Below are 15,589 nucleotides of genomic sequence, written 5' to 3' on the forward strand. Positions count from 1 at the left end.
CGACCTGGCCAAAAACCACGGCCTGATCGCGGTCGAGGACTTGAAGGTCCGCAACATGCTCCGCTCCGCCAAAGGCACTTCCGAGCAGCCCGGCCGAGGCGTACGTCAGAAGGCTGGGTTGAACCGATAGCCGGTTGCGTGAACCATCCTCGAACGTCACCGCAGCATGACACCGAGGAATCACCCGCCTTCAAGCGGGAGAGGACGTCAAAACCCGAACAACGAGCCCGACCTGCACTCGCCGTGGATGTACTCGCTGGTCGGGCAGCCCGCGAAGACCTCCGCGGTGGTGCGGGCGCAGCAGACCCTGTTCACCAACGCCGCCGACGGCGTGACCGGCAACGACGACCTGGGCACCATGTCGGCCTGGTACGTCTTCAGCGCCCTGGGCCTGTACCCGACGACGCCGGGCACCGGCCAGTTCGTGCTGAACGCGCCGCGGTTCGCCGGCGCCGTCGTGGAGCTGCCGGGCGGTCCGCCGCTGAAGATCGAGGCGCCCGGGGCCGACGGTTCGAAGCTGCAGTACATCGACGAGGGTCCACCACCCGCGCGGAAACTCGGCGTATCCTCCGCGAAACAAGGGTTTTCCGCAGAATCGCATGCCGAGGAGACTGCCAGACGACCGGCGGGGTTCGTGCCGCTTTCCGGGATCCTGCGGGATTGCTCGCTGATCGTGCACCACGGCGGGTCGGGTACCACGGCCTCCGCGCTGCACTACGGCGTACCGCAGCTGATCGTGCCCGGCGGTGCGGGCAACGAGCTGTGCGCGCAGCGGGTGGGGGACCGCAAGGTCGGCCTGTCCGCCGATCCGTCCACACTGGATGCTTCTGTCATCCGGGAGCTCGCCGAGCGGCTGCTCGCCGAGGAATCCTTCCGCCAGGAAGCGGCGGAGGTGCGCGCCGAGATGGCCGCCCAGCCGAGCCCGGCCGCGGTCATCGACCGCATCGCCGCCGAGATCGCCGGCTGACGAACGACGATCGCGGGTGGTTCCGACCCGGGAACCACCCGCGATCTCTTGCGCTCACGGGATGTTCGGCGCCGGCCCCATCTTGTTGAGGGCGTCGACGATCGTCCGTTCCTCGTAGGCGAAGTGCTCCTCGAGCTCGGACGCCAGGACTTCCAGCCGCTCCCGCAGCTGCACCGGGTCGCTCTTGCCCGGCGCGTAGCCCTCCACGAGCTGCCGGATCTCGTCCTGCAGCCGCGCCACCACCTTGTGCTCCTCGCCCAGCTTCTCCAGTTCCGGGGCGAGTTCGGGGTACTGCTGGGCCAGCATCGGGAAGGCACCCATGTCCTCGCCCGTGTGGTGCTCCTTCACGGCCGCGCAGAACTCCAGGCAGTGCGCGCGCATCTGCTCCGCCAGCCCGGGCTTCGCCCGCTCCAGCGCGGCGCCGTCAGCACCGCCGGCGATGATCTCGTCCACCTGGGCGCGGAGCCCGGTGAGCTCCTCGCGGAGCCAATCGTGGCCCTCCACCAGGAAATCGCCCAAGCCGCTCACCCGCTCGGCGCCGGAATCCGATGTGGATCCGCCGCCGGTTCCGCCCCGGCGATCGGCTCGGCGTCGATCCGGCGCAGGGTGATCACCGGCAGCACGCGGGTGGTCTTCTCCTGGTACTCGCCCATGCCCGGGTCCTGCGCGACGACCCCGGCGAACAGCGCATCGCGCTCGGCGCCGGTGGTGATGGTCGCGATCGCCTCGTAGGTCTCGGTGCCGGTCTCGACCGTCACCTGCGGGTTCTTCGCGATGTTGTGGTACCAGGCGGGGTTCTTCGGGCCGCCCATCGCCGACGCGACGACCAGCGGCTTTCCGTCGACCTCGAAGTAGCCCACCGGGCCCTCGCGGCGCCGACCGGACTTGGCGCCGATCGTGGTCAGCACGACCAGCGACCAGCCCTCCATCCAGCCGCTGAGCTTGCCGTTGTGCTGCCTGAATTCCTCGACGACCTGCCGGTTGAACGCGTCGGCGTCGAAGTCGGCGTAGTCGTCGGTCTGTCCGTCTGTCATGCAGTCCTTCCCAATGGATCGGTTGATCGGAGGAGGAGCACCACCAGGAGCGGACACGAAAAGAGCCCCGCAGGCCAGGAACGCTGGAGGGAAACGTCGTACCGCAGGCGAATTACCGCAATAAGACGAGACCAGGTGCGAGACACGCAGAATCGTGTCGCAACTCAAAAGGTGGCTTAGAAGCCGCTACCTCCATGCGTAGGCCCATCCGGGGCGCGCCGGAAGATTAGCAGGGGCCGACCACGCCCGCAAGGCGGGGCACCCCGGGAACCACCCTCGCCCCGAACGCACGAATCGACGGAAACCGTTCCACTGCAACGGTTTCCGGGGCTTCGTCGACGAACCGACGGATCAGCTCATCTGGTCGTGGTGCACCTGGCGGGAGCGGTTGCGGGCGGGCAGCACGATCAGCCACCGCCTCGCCGACCAACCCACCGACTGGGCCACCGGCCCGAACGCCGCGCCTGATTCTCTTTACGCGTGACGTGAGTGCGTGACCGGGCTGGAGCTCGGTTACGCACTCACACCCTGGGCGTCCACGTCAGGGGTAGACGAGACGGACTTCGGCTGTGCGGGCGAAGATCTCGGCAGCACGGTCGGGGGATTGGAAGCTGCCACGGCCTCGGCCGTCCGTGCTGACAAGTTCCGCATGATCGGAGAAAGCCAGGCCCCAGGCGAGCACCCGCCCCTCGGCGAGTTCCCAGTCGGTCTCGTCACGGTCCAGCTCGCACAACGCGAAAAGCTTCGGCCCACAGCGGATTTCGTCTTGCACCAAGGCGTATTCGTCGGGCTCCGGCGCCCAGGTGTTGGATCCGGTGTCACTCATCCTGCCTCCTCGAAGCCGTGAAACTGACGTTGGTTCGGTCATGGGAACCCTGGTTCGGACGTATCCGCGATGAGTTCACCAGCCAGCAAGGACGAAAGCGACCACACCAAGCGCCCACAGTTGGGCCAGATCGGGGACTTTGGAGGGACATTCCCGGTCTGCACGCACCACAGGCCCTATCGTTGGTCCCATGTCCCGGGACGAGGCCCGCATGCCAAACACCGTGCTGATCGGCCTGCGCGAGCGCGCCGGGCTGTCCCAGCAAGATCTGGCTGACGAGCTGACCAATCTCGCCGCCACTCGGTACCGCAAGTACCCGCAGATCACCCGCAAGACCATTGGTCGATGGGAACGTGGTGAAGTCGTGTGGCCACAACCTTTCTACCGTCGGCTTCTTGCGCAACTGTTCGACTGCGCAGCGGATGAACTCGCCCTCTGGCCAGCATCGACACCCGGTACCGCTGTTACCACGACGCCATTCGCGACCACGCCCCACCACGCCTGTTCGAGAACCGGCTGTGCTTCCGGCTAGTCGGGCTCGATTGGGCCAAGCCTCACATGCGCTTCGGGCAGATGAGCTTCTTCGACGCAATGGATACCAATGAGACGCTTGCCCATGAATTCGCCGCTCACCACCTGGCCATCGACAGCGGCGGTGAAACCGTCCTGCCTCGCGCATCCCAGCGACGGCTGGCGTTCCGCAAGCTGATCGCGGATCCGTTCGACTTCAGCCGCCGCCCGCTGATGGGCGCGATCGGCACCCTTACCATCCGGGGCGGAGAGTGTCCCAGCGTCGTTCTTCACCAACGCGACTCCGCCCGCGTCGCAGGCGGTGGCGGAATGGTGCACCTGCTTCCTGCGGGAATCTTCCAACCCTCGTCGGTCATACCGGCAGCCATCACGGCGGACTTCTCGATCTGGCGCAATATTCAGCGCGAGTATGCCGAAGAACTCCTGAACCATGGCGAATACGATGGCTCCGGCAGACCGATCCGATACCACGAACTGGAACCGCTCACCGCATTGGACAACGCGGTTCGAGATGGCCGTATTCACGTGTTCTGTCTGGGTGTCACGCTCGATGCGCTCACCTTGGCCGGAGACATCCTCACTGTTGCCGTCATCGCGCCGGACACCTACGACGAAGTCTTCACAAAGGCCGTCGAGGCCAACTCGGAAGGCTCGGTGCCAGCACGGGCCTTCCCATTCGAAGAGAACACACTGACCAGGCTCCGAGAGTCCAAGAGGCTGTCCCCTGGAGCGGCAGCAGCCCTCCACTTCGCCTGGACCCACCGGAAGCTGCTGCTCGACCAGGGTGCCACTCACGACGCCCCGCTCTGGGCGTCGTGAGTGCGTAACCGACCTGGAGGCCGGTTACGCACTCACGATCGTTGTGGAACCCGGGATCAGACGGTGAATCCGAGGGCGCGCAGCTGCTCGCGGCCTTCCTCGGTGATCTTCTCCGGGCCCCACGGCGGCATCCACACCCAGTTGATGCGGAAGTCGTCGACCAGGCCGCCACCCGGGCCGGTGGTCAGCGCGGCGCGCGCCTGGTCCTCGATGACGTCGGTCAGCGGGCAGGCCGCCGAGGTCAGCGTCATGTCGACGGTCGCCGTGTTGTCCTGGTCCACCCGGATGTCGTAGACCAAGCCGAGGTCGACGACGTTGATCCCCAGCTCGGGGTCGACGACGTCGCGCAGGGCCTCCTCGACGTCTTCCAGCGCGGCCACCTCGGCGGCCGGCGCGGCCTGCTCGGGCAGCGCCTCGGCGCTGCGGGCCACGTCGGTTTCCTCCTGCACCGGGGCTTGCTCGCTCATGCCAGTTCCGCCTCTCCGCGTTTCACAGTTGTGGTTGCGCCCGGCTCAATCCCGCGTTTCGCAGTTTCTCGTGGCTGGTTTGCGTCACGTTCCCCTGAGGCGCGGTTGAGGAGGACTCGGGTTGACACAGGGCTGCTCATGACGCCTCCACGGTGATCTGCGGGACACCCGCACCCGGTCGGCTTACATGAGCGCGGAAGAGATTTTCGCTCATGACGCCTCCACGACAACACGTGAAACCGCGTCCTTGAAAGCCATCCAACCCAGCAGCGCGCACTTCACGCGCATCGGGTACTTCGCCACTCCCGCGAACGCGACGCCGTCCTCCAGCACGTCCTCGTCCGGCTCGACCTTGCCGCGGCCGTGCATCAGCTCGCTGAACGCGGCCTCGGTGGTCAGCGCCTCCCGCAGCGGCCTGCCGACGACCAGGTCGGTGAGCACCGACACCGACGCCTGGCTGATCGAACAGCCCTGCCCCGCGTAGGACACGTCGTCGACGATCGCGTCGGTGTCCGTGCCCGTCAACCGGACCCGGAGGGTGACCTCGTCGCCGCAGGTGGGGTTCACCTGGAACGACTCGGCGTCGAACGGTTCCCGCAGGCCGTGCCGGTGCGGTTTGCGGTAGTGGTCCAGGATTATCTCCTGGTACATCTGCTCAAGCTGCATGAAGAGTTCTCCGGCAGTCCCCGATCAAGCCACCCCGAAGAAGCGCTGCGCCTCGCGCACCGCGTCCACCAACGCCTTGACCTCGTCCAGTTCGTTGTACAGGTAGAAGGACGCCCGCACGGTCGCCGGAATTCCCATCCGGCGGTGCAGCGGCCATGCGCAGTGGTGTCCGACGCGGACCTCGACGCCCTTGTCGTCCAGCACCTGACCGGCGTCGTGCGGGTGCACGCCGTCGATCACGAACGACACGGTACCGCCGCGGTGCTCGGTGTTGGTAGGCCCGATGATGCGCACGCCGTCGATCGCCGACAGCTCCCGCAGCGCGACCTCGGTGAGCTGCTGCTCGTGCTCGGCGATGCGGTCCATGCCGATCGCCGTGAGGTAGTCGACGGCCGCGCCCAAGCCGACGGCCTGCGAGGTCATCGGCACGCCCGCCTCGAACCGCTGCGGCGGCGCGGCGAACGTGGAGCGCTCCATGTGCACCAGCTCGATCATCGAGCCGCCGCTGATGAACGGCGGCATCGCGGCCAGCAGCTCGCGGCGCCCGTAGAGCACGCCGACCCCGGAGGGGCCGAGCATCTTGTGCCCGGAGAACACCGCGAAGTCCACGCCCAGCGCCTTGAAGTCCACCGGCTTGTGCGGCACCGACTGGCAGGCGTCCAGCACCACCAGCGCGCCGACCTGGTGCGCCCGCGAGACGATCTGCTCGGCCGGGTTCACCGTGCCCAGCACGTTGGACTGGTGGGTGAAGGCGACCACCTTGGCGCGCTCGGTGATCACACCGTCCACATCGGACAGGTCGAGGCGGCCCTCGTCGGTGACCCCGAACCAGCGCAGCGTGGCGCCGGTGCGCTCGCACAACTGCTGCCACGGCACCAGGTTCGCGTGGTGCTCCATCTCGGTCACCACGACCTCGTCGCCCGGCCCGAGGCGGAAGCGCTCGGCCTCCGCCCCGGACGTGGCGGCGTTGCTCATGGCGTAGGCGACGAGGTTGATGCCCTCGGTGGCGTTCTTGGCGAACACCACCTCGTCGGCGTCGACGCCGACGAAGCGGGCGATCCGGTCCCGGGCGCCCTCGTACGCGTCCGTGGCCTCCTCGGCGAGCTGGTGCGCGCCGCGGTGCACTGCCGCGTTGGAGTGCTCCAGGAAGGAACGCTCCGCGTCGAGCACCTGGCGCGGCCGTTGCGAGGTCGCCCCGGAGTCCAGGTACACCAGGCGCTGCCCGTCGCGGATCGTGCGACCCAGGATCGGGAAGTCCGCGCGGATCGCCGCCACGTCCAGCGGCGTGCTCGTGCGAGGAGGCTCAACGGTCATGACTGGGCTGCCGCCTCCTTCTTGCCGGTGAAACGCACGTAGCCCTTCTCCTCCAGCTCGTCGGCGAGCTCGGCACCACCGGACTCGACGACCTTGCCCTCGGCGAACACGTGCACGTAGTCCGGGGTGATGTGCTTGAGGATCCGGGTGTAGTGGGTGATCAGCAGAACACCCTTGCCGCCCTTGCCGTGGTACTTGTTGACGCCCTCGGAAACCACCCGCAGCGCGTCGACGTCGAGGCCGGAGTCCGTCTCGTCGAGGATCGCGAACTTCGGGTCCAGCAGGTCCAGCTGCAGGATCTCGTGGCGCTTCTTCTCACCACCGGAGAAGCCCTCGTTGACGCTGCGCTCGGCGAACGACGGGTCGATGTCCAGGTCCGACATGGCCTGCTTGACTTCCTTGACCCACTTGCGGATCTGCGGCGCCTCGCCGCGGACCGCGGTCGCGGCGGTGCGCAGGAAGTTCGACATCGACACGCCCGGCACCTCCACCGGGTACTGCATCGCGAGGAACAGACCGGCGCGGGCCCGCTCGTCGACGCTCATCTCCAGCACGTTCTCGCCGTCCAGCAGCACCGTGCCGGAGTCGATCTGGTACTTCGGGTGCCCGGCGATGGCGTAGGCCAGCGTCGACTTGCCGGAGCCGTTCGGGCCCATGATCGCGTGGATCTCGCCCGAGCGGATGGTCAGGTTGACGCCGTTGAGGATCGGCTTGGCGCCGTCCTCGGTGAGGACCGAGCCGTGCAGGTCCTTGATCTCCAGGGTGGCCATGTTCTTCTTCGTTCTCCTGGTGTGTTCGAAAAGCTTGCGGGTCAGGCGCCGACGACGGCGAGTTCGGCCTCGATGGCCGCTTCGAGCCGCTCCCGGACCTCGGGCACGGTGATCTTCTGCAGCAGCTCGCCGAAGAAGCCGCGCACCACCAGGCGCCGGGCCTGGTCCTGCGGGATGCCCCGGGCCTGCAGGTAGAACAGCTGCTCGTCGTCGAAGCGGCCGGTGGCGCTGGCGTGCCCGGCGCCCTCGATCTCGCCCGTCTCGATCTCCAGGTTCGGCACCGAGTCGGCCCGCGCACCCTCGGTCAGCACCAGGTTGCGGTTGAGCTCGTAGGTGTCCGTGCCCTCGGCCGCGGCCCGGATCAGCACGTCGCCGATCCACACCGAGTGCGCCGCGTCGCCCTGCAGCGCGCCCTTGTAGAGCACGTTGCTGCGGCAGTTCGGCACCGCGTGGTCCACCAGCATCCGGTGCTCCAGGTGCTGGCCGGCGTCGGCGAAGTACAGGCCGAGCAGCTCGGCGTCGCCGCCCTTGTCGCCGTAGGTGATGGTCGTGTTGACCCGCACCAGGTCGCCGCCGAGGGTGACGGCGAGGTGCCGGAACACCGCGTCGCGGCCCAGGTAGGCATGCTCGGAGCTGGCCTGGGTGGCGTCGTCGGCCCAGTCGTGCACCGACACCACGCGCAGCTGCGCGCCGTCGCCGGCGACGAACTCGACGTTGTCGCCCAGCGTGCCGGAGCCGCGGTAGTCGACCACCACGACGGCCTCGGCGAACTGCTCGGCGCGGACCTGCAGATGCCCGAAGGCGACCTGGCCCTCGCCCGGGCCGTGCACCGTGACGGTGATCGGGCCCTCGAGCTTGGTGTCCTTCGGGACCGTCACGATGGTGGCCTCGGTGAAGGAGCTCCAGGCCTGCGCGGCGATGCGGTCGGACGGGATGCCGCCGTTGCCGATCCGCGCGTCCTCGCGGCCCACGGTCTCCACGGTCGCGCCGTCACCGGTGACCTCGACCTTGATGTTGCCGGTGGCGGTGGCGGTGCCGTCGTGCAGGCCCTTGAGCCGCTTCATCGGCGTGAAGCGCCAGTCCTCCTCGCGGCCGCCGGGGACCTCGAAGGCCTCGACGTCGTAGGACGTGAAGCGCGCCCCGCGGGACGACTGGGGGATGCCCGAGCCGCCCCCGTGCGAGTGCTCGGTTAGGCCGTGCTGGGCGTCCGTCTTGGTGGTGCTCATCTCAGCCGACGGCCCCTTCCATCTGCAGCTCGATCAGGCGGTTCAGTTCCAGCGCGTATTCCATCGGCAGCTCGCGGGCGATCGGCTCGACGAAGCCGCGCACGATCACCGCCATCGCCTCGTCCTCGGTCAGGCCCCGCTGCATCAGGTAGAACAGCTGGTCGTCGCTGACCTTGGACACGGTCGCCTCGTGGCCCATCGACACGTCGTCGGTCCGGACGTCCACGTACGGGTAGGTGTCGGAGCGGCTGATGGTGTCCACCAGCAGCGCGTCGCACTTGACGTTGGACGACGAGTGGCGCGCCCGCTTCGCGACCTTGACCAGGCCGCGGTAGGAGGTGCGGCCGCCGCCCCGGGCGATCGACTTCGACACGATCGTCGAGGAGGTGTGCGGCGCCAGGTGCTCCATCTTCGCGCCCGCGTCCTGGTGCTGGCCCTCGCCGGCGAACGCCACCGAGAGCACCTCGCCCTTGGCGTGCTCGCCCATCAGGAACACCGACGGGTACTTCATGGTCACCTTGGAGCCGAGGTTGCCGTCGACCCACTCCATGGTGGCGCCCTCTTCGGCCTTGGCGCGCTTGGTGACCAGGTTGTAGACGTTGGTCGACCAGTTCTGGATCGTCGTGTAGCGGCAGCGGCCGCCCTTCTTGACGATGATCTCCACGACCGCCGAGTGCAGCGAGTCGCTGGAGTAGATCGGCGCCGTGCAGCCCTCGACGTAGTGCACGTAGGCACCCTCGTCGACGATGATCAGGGTCCGCTCGAACTGGCCCATGTTCTCGGTGTTGATCCGGAAGTAGGCCTGCAGCGGGATGTCGACGTGCACGCCCGGCGGCACATAGATGAACGAACCGCCCGACCACACCGCGGTGTTCAGCGCGGAGAACTTGTTGTCGCCGGCCGGGATGACCGAGCCGAAGTACTCCTTGAACAGCTCCGGGTGTTCCTTGAGGCCGGTGTCGGTGTCCAGGAAGATGACGCCCTGCTCCTCAAGGTCCTCGCGGATCTTGTGGTAGACGACCTCCGACTCGTACTGGGCGGCCACACCCGCGACGAGGCGCTGCTTCTCCGCCTCCGGGATGCCCAGCTTGTCGTAGGTGTTCTTGATGTCCTCCGGCAGGTCCTCCCAGGTCTGGGCCTGCTGCTCGGTGGAGCGGACGAAGTACTTGATGTTGTCGAAGTCGATCCCGGAGAGGTCGGCGCCCCAGTTCGGCATCGGCTTGCGGTCGAACAACCGCAGCGCCTTGAGCCGAGTCTCCAGCATCCAGTCGGCCTCGTCCTTCTTGGCCGAGATGTCGCGGACGACGCCCTCGTCGAGACCACGGCGGGCGCTGGCACCGGCGGCGTCCGAGTCGGCCCAGCCGTACTCGTAGCTGCCCACGCTGGCCAGGATCTCGTCCTGGCTGAGCTGGCCATTGCCTTCGGACGGCGTGGTGGGTGTGCGCTGCTCCGCAGCGGTAGTCATACGGACTCCCCTCCATCAGGAATCGGGGCGGTGATCTGCTGGCCCTTCGGGAGCGGGCCGGCAGGTGTCTGGGCGGAGCCCCGGGTGTCGCCACCCGGATCCGCGAACCGCGCGGTTGGGACGTGCGTGGTGCAGGCCGCATCACCGTTCGCGATGGTGGCCAGCCGCTGCACATGGGTGCCGAGCACTTCGGCGAACGCCGCCGTCTCGGCCTCGCACAGCTGCGGGAAGTCCGCAGCGACGTGCGCGACCGGGCAATGGTGCTGGCAGAGCTGCTCGCCGCTGGCGACGCTTCGCGTCGAGGCAGCGTAGCCCTCCCTGGTGAGCGCGTCGGCAAGGACCTCCGCGCGCTCGGCCGGGCTTGCCGCGGCCGCCAGCACCTCCCGGTGGTTGGCCACCAGCGCGGCCATCCGCCGGTCGGCGAACTCGCGGACCGCCTGCTCCCCCTCGTGTTCGGCGATGAACCGCAGCGCGGCCACCGCCAGGTCGTCGTAGGCGTGCCCGAACCGCGCCCGGCCCACCTCGGTGAGCAGGAACAGCTTCGCGGGCCGGCCGCGACCCCGGCGGCCCCGCGAGGAGGCTTCCCGGGTGTAGGCCTCGCCCTCGGCGACCAGCACGTCGAGGTGCCGGCGCACGGCGGTGGGGCTGAGCCCGAGTTCGTCGGCCACCGCGGCAGCGGTGATCGGCCCCCGTTCCAGCAGCAACCGCGCGACCGTGTGCCGGGTGCGCCCATCGCCGTGCGCGGCCGCACCGTGCTGGGGCGATTGGCCCTCAGCGGCGGCCGCGGTGCCCACAGCTGGGGCAGGCGGAGGCGTCCCGACGTTTTTCACAACACGAATGTTACCTATTTCCTCGCGAGGCACCAGGGTGCGGGGTCGCCGCGTGAGCTGACTCACGCGATTACGCTTCGTCGTCGTGGCGGCAGTCGAATCCCAAGACACAGCGGCGGCGGATCCCGCGGCGCAACAGCCCCTGGACCGCACCGAGCGGCGTCAGCTCGACGTCGTGCGCCGGTTCGGCACCACCGGGTCGCTGGTGCTCGCGGTCGGCGCGATCGGCGCCGGCGCCGCCCCGGTGGACAACCCGCTGTCGGGAGCCCGCCTGATCGGCCTGCCCGTCCGAATCCCGACCGTGGCGATGGCCAGCTGCTGGCTGGGCATGCTGATGATCGTCATGGCCTGGCTGTGGCTGGGCAAGCTCTGCTGGCCGGGCCGCGCCCGGATGCTGTCGGTCACCCAGCTGGCCCGCACCCTGGCGATGTGGGCGCTGCCGCTGGCCCTGGCCCCGCCGCTGTTCAGCACCGACATGTACAGCTACCTGGCGCAGAGCGAGGTGGCCGCGCGCGGCTTCAACCCGTACGTGCTGGGCTCCGCCGCCGCGCTGGGCGTCGACCACCCGTTCACCGCCAACGTGCCCAACATCTGGCGCGACACCCCGTCGCCGTACGGGCCGCTGTTCCTGATGTTCGGCCAGGTGATCTCCCGGATCGTCGGCGACAACGTGGTGTTCGGGGTGCTGGTGTGGCGCGCGGTGATGCTGTGCGGGCTGGCGCTGGCGATCTGGGCGATCCCGCGGCTGGCCCGCCGCTGCGGGGTGCACCCGGCAGCGGCGCTGTGGCTCGGCGCGGCCAACCCCATCGTGCTGTTCCACGTGGTCAGCGGCATGCACAACGAGGCGCTGATGGTCGGCATCATGCTCGCCGCCATCGAGCTGGGCCTGCGCTACCAGACCCTGCCGGGCACCATCGCCGCCGGCGTGCTGCTGACCGTCGCCGGGGCGATCAAGCCGCCGGGGTGGATCGCGCTCGGCTTCTTCGGCATCTACCTGGTGCTGCGGCGCGGCGGCCGGTTCCGCGACCTGGTGCGGGTCGCTGCGCTGCTGAGCGCGGTGTTCCTGGCCACCATGACGGTGATCACGGTGGCCAGCGGCTGGGGCCTCGGCTGGATCGACACCTTCGACGTGCCCAACCGGGTCAAGACGTTCATGGCGCCGCTGACCGCGTTCGGGATGACCGGCGGCGGCCTGAGCACGCTGCTCGGGCTGGGCAACCAGACCGACGCGATGCTGGTCATCACCAAGATCATCGGCTACCTGATCGTCGCCGCGATGTGCCTGCGGATGCTGTGGCTGTCCTTCCGCGGCCGCATCGAACCGCTGGCGGCGATGGGCATCACGTTCCTCACCCTCGCGCTGGCGGTGCCGGTGCTGTGGCCCTGGTACCTGCTGTGGTCGGTGGTGCCGCTGGCGCTGTCCACCAACAACACCCGGTTCCGGATCATCGCGGCCGCGATCTGCGCCGTGGTCTCGCTGCTGGTGCCGCCGACCGGCGCGGGATTCGTGCTGCGCGCCTACCAGATCCCGTTCGCGGTGATCGCCGCGGCGATCGCCTTCGCGATCACGCTCTGGCTGGTGCGCGGCAAGGTACCGGGCCTGCTGCCGACCCGCGGCGGTGTTCGGCCGGTCACGCAATAGGCTTGGATGTCGTGAGCAACGCCGACAGCCCGGCCGTCCGGTTGCGGGGGCTGAAGAAGCGCTTCGGCGACACCGTCGCCGTTGCCGGACTCGACCTGTGCTTGCCGCGCGGCAGCGTCCTGGCGCTGCTCGGCCCCAACGGCGCGGGCAAGACCACCACCGTCGAGATCTGCGAGGGCTTCCAGCGCCCGGACGAAGGCGAAGTGCGCGTGCTCGGGCTCGACCCGCGCACCCAGTCCGAGGCGCTGCGGCCGCGGATCGGCGTGATGCCGCAGGGCGGCGGCGCCTACCCGGGCGTGCGCGCCGACGAGATGCTGCACCTGGTCGCCGCCTGCGCCGCCGACCCGCTGGACCCGGCGTGGCTGCTGGACGTGCTCGGCCTCGACGCCGCACGCCGCACGCCCTACAAGCGGCTCTCCGGCGGCCAGCAGCAGCGCCTGTCGCTGGCGTGCGCCCTGGTCGGCCGCCCCGAGCTGGTGTTCCTCGACGAGCCCACCGCCGGCCTGGACCCGCAGGCGCGGCGGCTGGTCTGGGACCTGGTCGGCGCGCTGCGCAGGGACGGCGTCAGCGTGCTGCTGACGACCCACCTGATGGACGAGGCGGAGGCGCTGGCCGACCGGGTGCTGATCGTGGACCACGGTCGCGCGGTCGCCGAGGGCACCGCCGAGGAGCTCACCGAGCCCGCGGACGGCAGGCAGGAACTCCGCTTCCGCTCGCAGACCGGGCTAGACCTGAAGCTGCTGCTGGCGGCGCTGCCGGAGGGCTGCGAGGCCACCGAGCTGCGCCCCGGCGACTACGTGGTGCGCGGCGTCGTCGACCCGCAGGTGGTGTCGACGGTGACCGCGTGGTGCGCGCAGCACGGCGTGCTCGCGCAGGAACTCCGGGTCAGCCGCCGCAGCCTGGAGGACGTGTTCCTCGAACTGACCGGACGGGAGCTGCGATCGTGAACGCCGAGACCAACGCGCCGGCCCAGCTCGGCGCCCAGTTCCCGGCGGGCACGTTCGCGCCGAAGCCGGGCCGGGGCCGCGCTGGCCGGATGCTGGCCGCGCAGACCAAGATCGAGGCGCTGCTGATCATCCGGCACGGCGAGCAGGCCCTGCTGACGCTGATCATCCCGCTGGCGCTGCTGATCGGGCTGAGCACGCTGCACATCGGCACGCTGCCGGAGCCGCGGGTGAACTCGGTGATGCCGCGGATCCTGGCGCTGGCGGTGATGTCCACGGCGTTCACCGGCCAGGCCATCGCGCTCGGCTTCGACCGCCGCTACGGCGTGCTCAAGCGGCTGTCCGCGACGGCGCTGCCGCGGTGGACGCTGGTGTCCGGGCGCGTCCTGGCGACCCTGCTGGTCGTCGCGCTGCAGGCGGTCGTGCTGAGCGTCGCCGCAGTACTGCTGGGCTGGTCACCGGCTCTTTCCGGGCTGCTGCCGGCGATCCCGCTGCTGGTGCTGGGCACGCTGGCCTTCGGCGCGGCCGGGGTGCTGGTCGGCGGTGCGCTGCGGGCCGAGATCGTGCTGGCGCTGGCCAACGCGATCTGGTTCGTGCTGCTGCTCGCCGGCGGCCTGGCGCTGCCCGCGAGCGACCTGCCGGGCCCGGTCGCCGCGGTCGCCGGATACCTGCCCTCCGGTGCCCTCGCGGAAGCGCTCGACGCGGCCCTGGTCGACGGCGCCCTGCCGGGCGTCCAGCCGGTCGCGGTGCTCGCGGCGTGGGGCGCGGTGTGCGGCGCCCTGGCGATCCGCACCACCCGCCTGACCTGACCCTTTCCCGCAAGCAGGCAACCGTGTCCACTTTGCGTTGCTGTAGAGGCTGTTTTGGATGTCGTGGTGTGAGGTGTGGTAACGCGGGGTTTCGTCTTTGAAGCGGCGCAGCCGCTTAGCCCACCCTCGCAACCGGCACCGCCGCGGGTTCTCAGGGGTCTTCTCGCGAGGACAGCCCCGGCGTGGTGAATTGGCATTCATGAGTCGGGGATCCCACAGCGAGAAGGCACCTGAGGTTCCGCCACCCGCACCGCTACGCAGGATGAGTCTGGAAACAGGCTCATAACAGCACAAAGTGCACACGGGTCTGAGTCCGGTGAAACCGCGCGAGGGCAGACAAATACTGGAACGGCGTTCTACGATGCGCGCATGACGGAGATCGCGCGGCGAGCGAAGCAGTCCCTGGAACTCATCCACGCCATGATCTACTTCGCCCCCGAGGCCGCCGACGGCTTCGCCGGGCTCGGCCTCGAACGCGGCCTGATGTCCTACTACGCCGGCCGGTCCGCCGCGATGGGCCCCGTCGGCGCCGGCGTCGTCGCGGCGACGTTCTACAACTTCAACCCCGAATCCATCGCCCCCGTGATCCCCCGGGCCTGGTCGATCGCCGCGCCGGAAGCCGTCCTCACCGCCCGGCTCAAAGCCGCCGACGCGGCGCTGCGCCGGCTGCTCGGCGACGACACCATCGCCTCCGGCGCCGTCGCAGAAACCGCCGAACTGGCCCGCGAGGCCGCGCAGGCCTGCACCCCGGACGGCAAACCGCTGTACGCCGCGCACGCCGACCTCGACTGGCCCGACGAGCCGCACCTCGAGCTCTGGCACGCGATCACGCTGCTGCGCGAATTCCGCGGCGACGCGCACATCGCCGCACTGCAGCAGGGCGGCCTGAGCGGCATCCAGGCGCTCGCGCTGCACAGCACCGTGCCGGGCGGCTTCAACGGGGACGCGGCCAAGAAGCTCCGCGCCTGGTCCGACGAGCAATGGGACCGCGCCTTCCAGCAGCTGCGCGAGCGCGGCCTGGTCAGCGCCGACCGCGAGATCACCGAGGCCGGTCACGCGCTGCGCGAGGAGATCGAGGCCGCGACCGACGCGATGTCGATGGCCCCCTGGTCCGCGCTCGGCGAGACCCGGACGACCGAGCTGATCGGCAGCGGCGGAAGGCTCAGCAAGGCGCTGGTGGAGGCGGGCGCGATGCCGCAGGGACTCCGCCGCACGCGCTGAAAATCATCGGCCCCGCGTTGTCAAGCCCCTGCGGGCGGGCGGGTCCCGGCGGCGTCAT

Annotated in this window: 16 protein-coding genes and 2 pseudogenes; 8 read left to right on the plus strand and 10 right to left on the minus strand. The window is 69.4% G+C overall.

Annotation, left to right across the window (positions count from 1 at the left end; translation table 11 throughout):
* Positions 1–205: 205 nt before the first annotated feature.
* Both E1288_RS49100 and E1288_RS49105 read left to right on the plus strand, forming a co-directional pair.
* Positions 206–529: pseudogene (locus tag E1288_RS49100) on the plus strand (glycoside hydrolase domain-containing protein); the annotation flags it as partial.
* Positions 530–631: 102 nt separating this feature from the next.
* Positions 632–967 (plus strand): annotated as a pseudogene (locus E1288_RS49105) (glycosyltransferase); the annotation flags it as partial.
* A gap of 54 nt (positions 968–1,021) precedes the next feature.
* Here E1288_RS49105 and E1288_RS49110 read toward each other — a convergent pair.
* The 3 genes from E1288_RS49110 to E1288_RS30935 form a co-directional block, all read right to left on the minus strand.
* Positions 1,022–1,495 carry a hemerythrin domain-containing protein gene (locus E1288_RS49110; protein WP_132491491.1) on the minus strand — a complete coding sequence of 158 codons (474 nt, stop codon included), beginning with the start codon at positions 1,493–1,495 and terminating at the stop codon, positions 1,022–1,024.
* Positions 1,492–2,001, minus strand: coding sequence for a nitroreductase/quinone reductase family protein (locus E1288_RS49115; RefSeq protein ID WP_132491494.1), 510 nt, complete (start codon positions 1,999–2,001; stop codon positions 1,492–1,494). The genes E1288_RS49110 and E1288_RS49115 overlap by 4 nt, the downstream gene beginning before the upstream one ends.
* A 541-nt stretch (positions 2,002–2,542) precedes the next feature.
* The gene (locus E1288_RS30935) at positions 2,543–2,827 is read right to left on the minus strand and encodes a hypothetical protein (protein ID WP_132491497.1); all 285 of its coding nucleotides are present in this window, start codon (positions 2,825–2,827) and stop codon (positions 2,543–2,545) included.
* 190 nt (positions 2,828–3,017) lie between these two features.
* Here E1288_RS30935 and E1288_RS49120 point away from each other — a divergent pair, with 190 nt between their 5' ends.
* Complete coding sequence (locus tag E1288_RS49120) at positions 3,018–3,359, plus strand: helix-turn-helix transcriptional regulator (protein WP_235883918.1); 342 nt, start codon at positions 3,018–3,020, stop codon at positions 3,357–3,359.
* A gap of 41 nt (positions 3,360–3,400) precedes the next feature.
* A complete protein-coding gene (locus E1288_RS30940; RefSeq protein WP_235883919.1) occupies positions 3,401–4,177 on the plus strand; it encodes a hypothetical protein in 777 nt (258 codons plus the stop codon).
* A 56-nt stretch (positions 4,178–4,233) separates the two neighbouring features.
* Here the strand turns inward: E1288_RS30940 and E1288_RS30945 are convergent, their stop codons facing one another.
* The 7 genes from E1288_RS30945 to E1288_RS30975 all read right to left on the minus strand — a co-directional run bounded on the left by E1288_RS30945 (position 4,234) and on the right by E1288_RS30975 (position 10,915).
* Complete coding sequence (locus tag E1288_RS30945) at positions 4,234–4,644, minus strand: metal-sulfur cluster assembly factor (protein WP_093260343.1); 411 nt, start codon at positions 4,642–4,644, stop codon at positions 4,234–4,236.
* 210 nt (positions 4,645–4,854) lie between these two features.
* Entirely contained in the window at positions 4,855–5,310 is a 456-nt protein-coding gene (gene sufU / locus E1288_RS30950) for a Fe-S cluster assembly sulfur transfer protein SufU (RefSeq protein ID WP_132491500.1), read from the minus strand.
* Between the two features lie 24 nt (positions 5,311–5,334).
* A complete protein-coding gene (locus tag E1288_RS30955; protein WP_132491503.1) occupies positions 5,335–6,624 on the minus strand; it encodes a cysteine desulfurase in 1,290 nt (429 codons plus the stop codon).
* On the minus strand, positions 6,621–7,394 hold the full coding sequence (sufC, locus tag E1288_RS30960; RefSeq protein WP_132491506.1) for a Fe-S cluster assembly ATPase SufC: 774 nt from the start codon (positions 7,392–7,394) through the stop codon (positions 6,621–6,623). Before sufC ends, E1288_RS30955 begins: the two co-directional genes overlap by 4 nt.
* Before the next feature lie 41 nt (positions 7,395–7,435).
* Positions 7,436–8,620 carry a Fe-S cluster assembly protein SufD gene (sufD, locus tag E1288_RS30965; protein ID WP_132491509.1) on the minus strand — a complete coding sequence of 395 codons (1,185 nt, stop codon included), beginning with the start codon at positions 8,618–8,620 and terminating at the stop codon, positions 7,436–7,438.
* Between the two features lies 1 nt (position 8,621).
* Positions 8,622–10,085: a Fe-S cluster assembly protein SufB gene (gene sufB / locus E1288_RS30970; protein ID WP_132491512.1), complete on the minus strand. Its 1,464-nt coding sequence runs from the start codon at positions 10,083–10,085 to the stop codon at positions 8,622–8,624.
* Entirely contained in the window at positions 10,082–10,915 is an 834-nt protein-coding gene (locus E1288_RS30975; protein WP_132491515.1) for a helix-turn-helix transcriptional regulator, read from the minus strand. Before E1288_RS30975 ends, sufB begins: the two co-directional genes overlap by 4 nt.
* Positions 10,916–11,000: 85 nt before the next feature.
* Between E1288_RS30975 and mptB the strand changes: the two genes are divergently transcribed.
* The 4 genes from mptB to E1288_RS30995 all read left to right on the plus strand — a co-directional run bounded on the left by mptB (position 11,001) and on the right by E1288_RS30995 (position 15,531).
* Positions 11,001–12,557, plus strand: a complete 1,557-nt coding sequence (mptB, locus tag E1288_RS30980) for a polyprenol phosphomannose-dependent alpha 1,6 mannosyltransferase MptB (protein ID WP_132491517.1) — start codon at positions 11,001–11,003, stop codon at positions 12,555–12,557.
* An 11-nt stretch (positions 12,558–12,568) separates the two neighbouring features.
* On the plus strand, positions 12,569–13,504 hold the full coding sequence (locus tag E1288_RS30985; RefSeq protein ID WP_132491520.1) for an ABC transporter ATP-binding protein: 936 nt from the start codon (positions 12,569–12,571) through the stop codon (positions 13,502–13,504).
* 89 nt (positions 13,505–13,593) lie between these two features.
* Complete coding sequence (locus E1288_RS30990; RefSeq protein ID WP_165968342.1) at positions 13,594–14,310, plus strand: ABC transporter permease; 717 nt, start codon at positions 13,594–13,596, stop codon at positions 14,308–14,310.
* 369 nt (positions 14,311–14,679) lie between these two features.
* A complete protein-coding gene (locus E1288_RS30995) occupies positions 14,680–15,531 on the plus strand; it encodes an SCO6745 family protein (RefSeq protein ID WP_132491526.1) in 852 nt (283 codons plus the stop codon).
* The last annotated feature ends 58 nt before the right edge of the window (positions 15,532–15,589 follow it).

Origin of the sequence: Saccharopolyspora elongata (assembly GCF_004348985.1) — a bacterium.
Lineage (GTDB): Bacteria > Actinomycetota > Actinomycetes > Mycobacteriales > Pseudonocardiaceae > Saccharopolyspora > Saccharopolyspora elongata.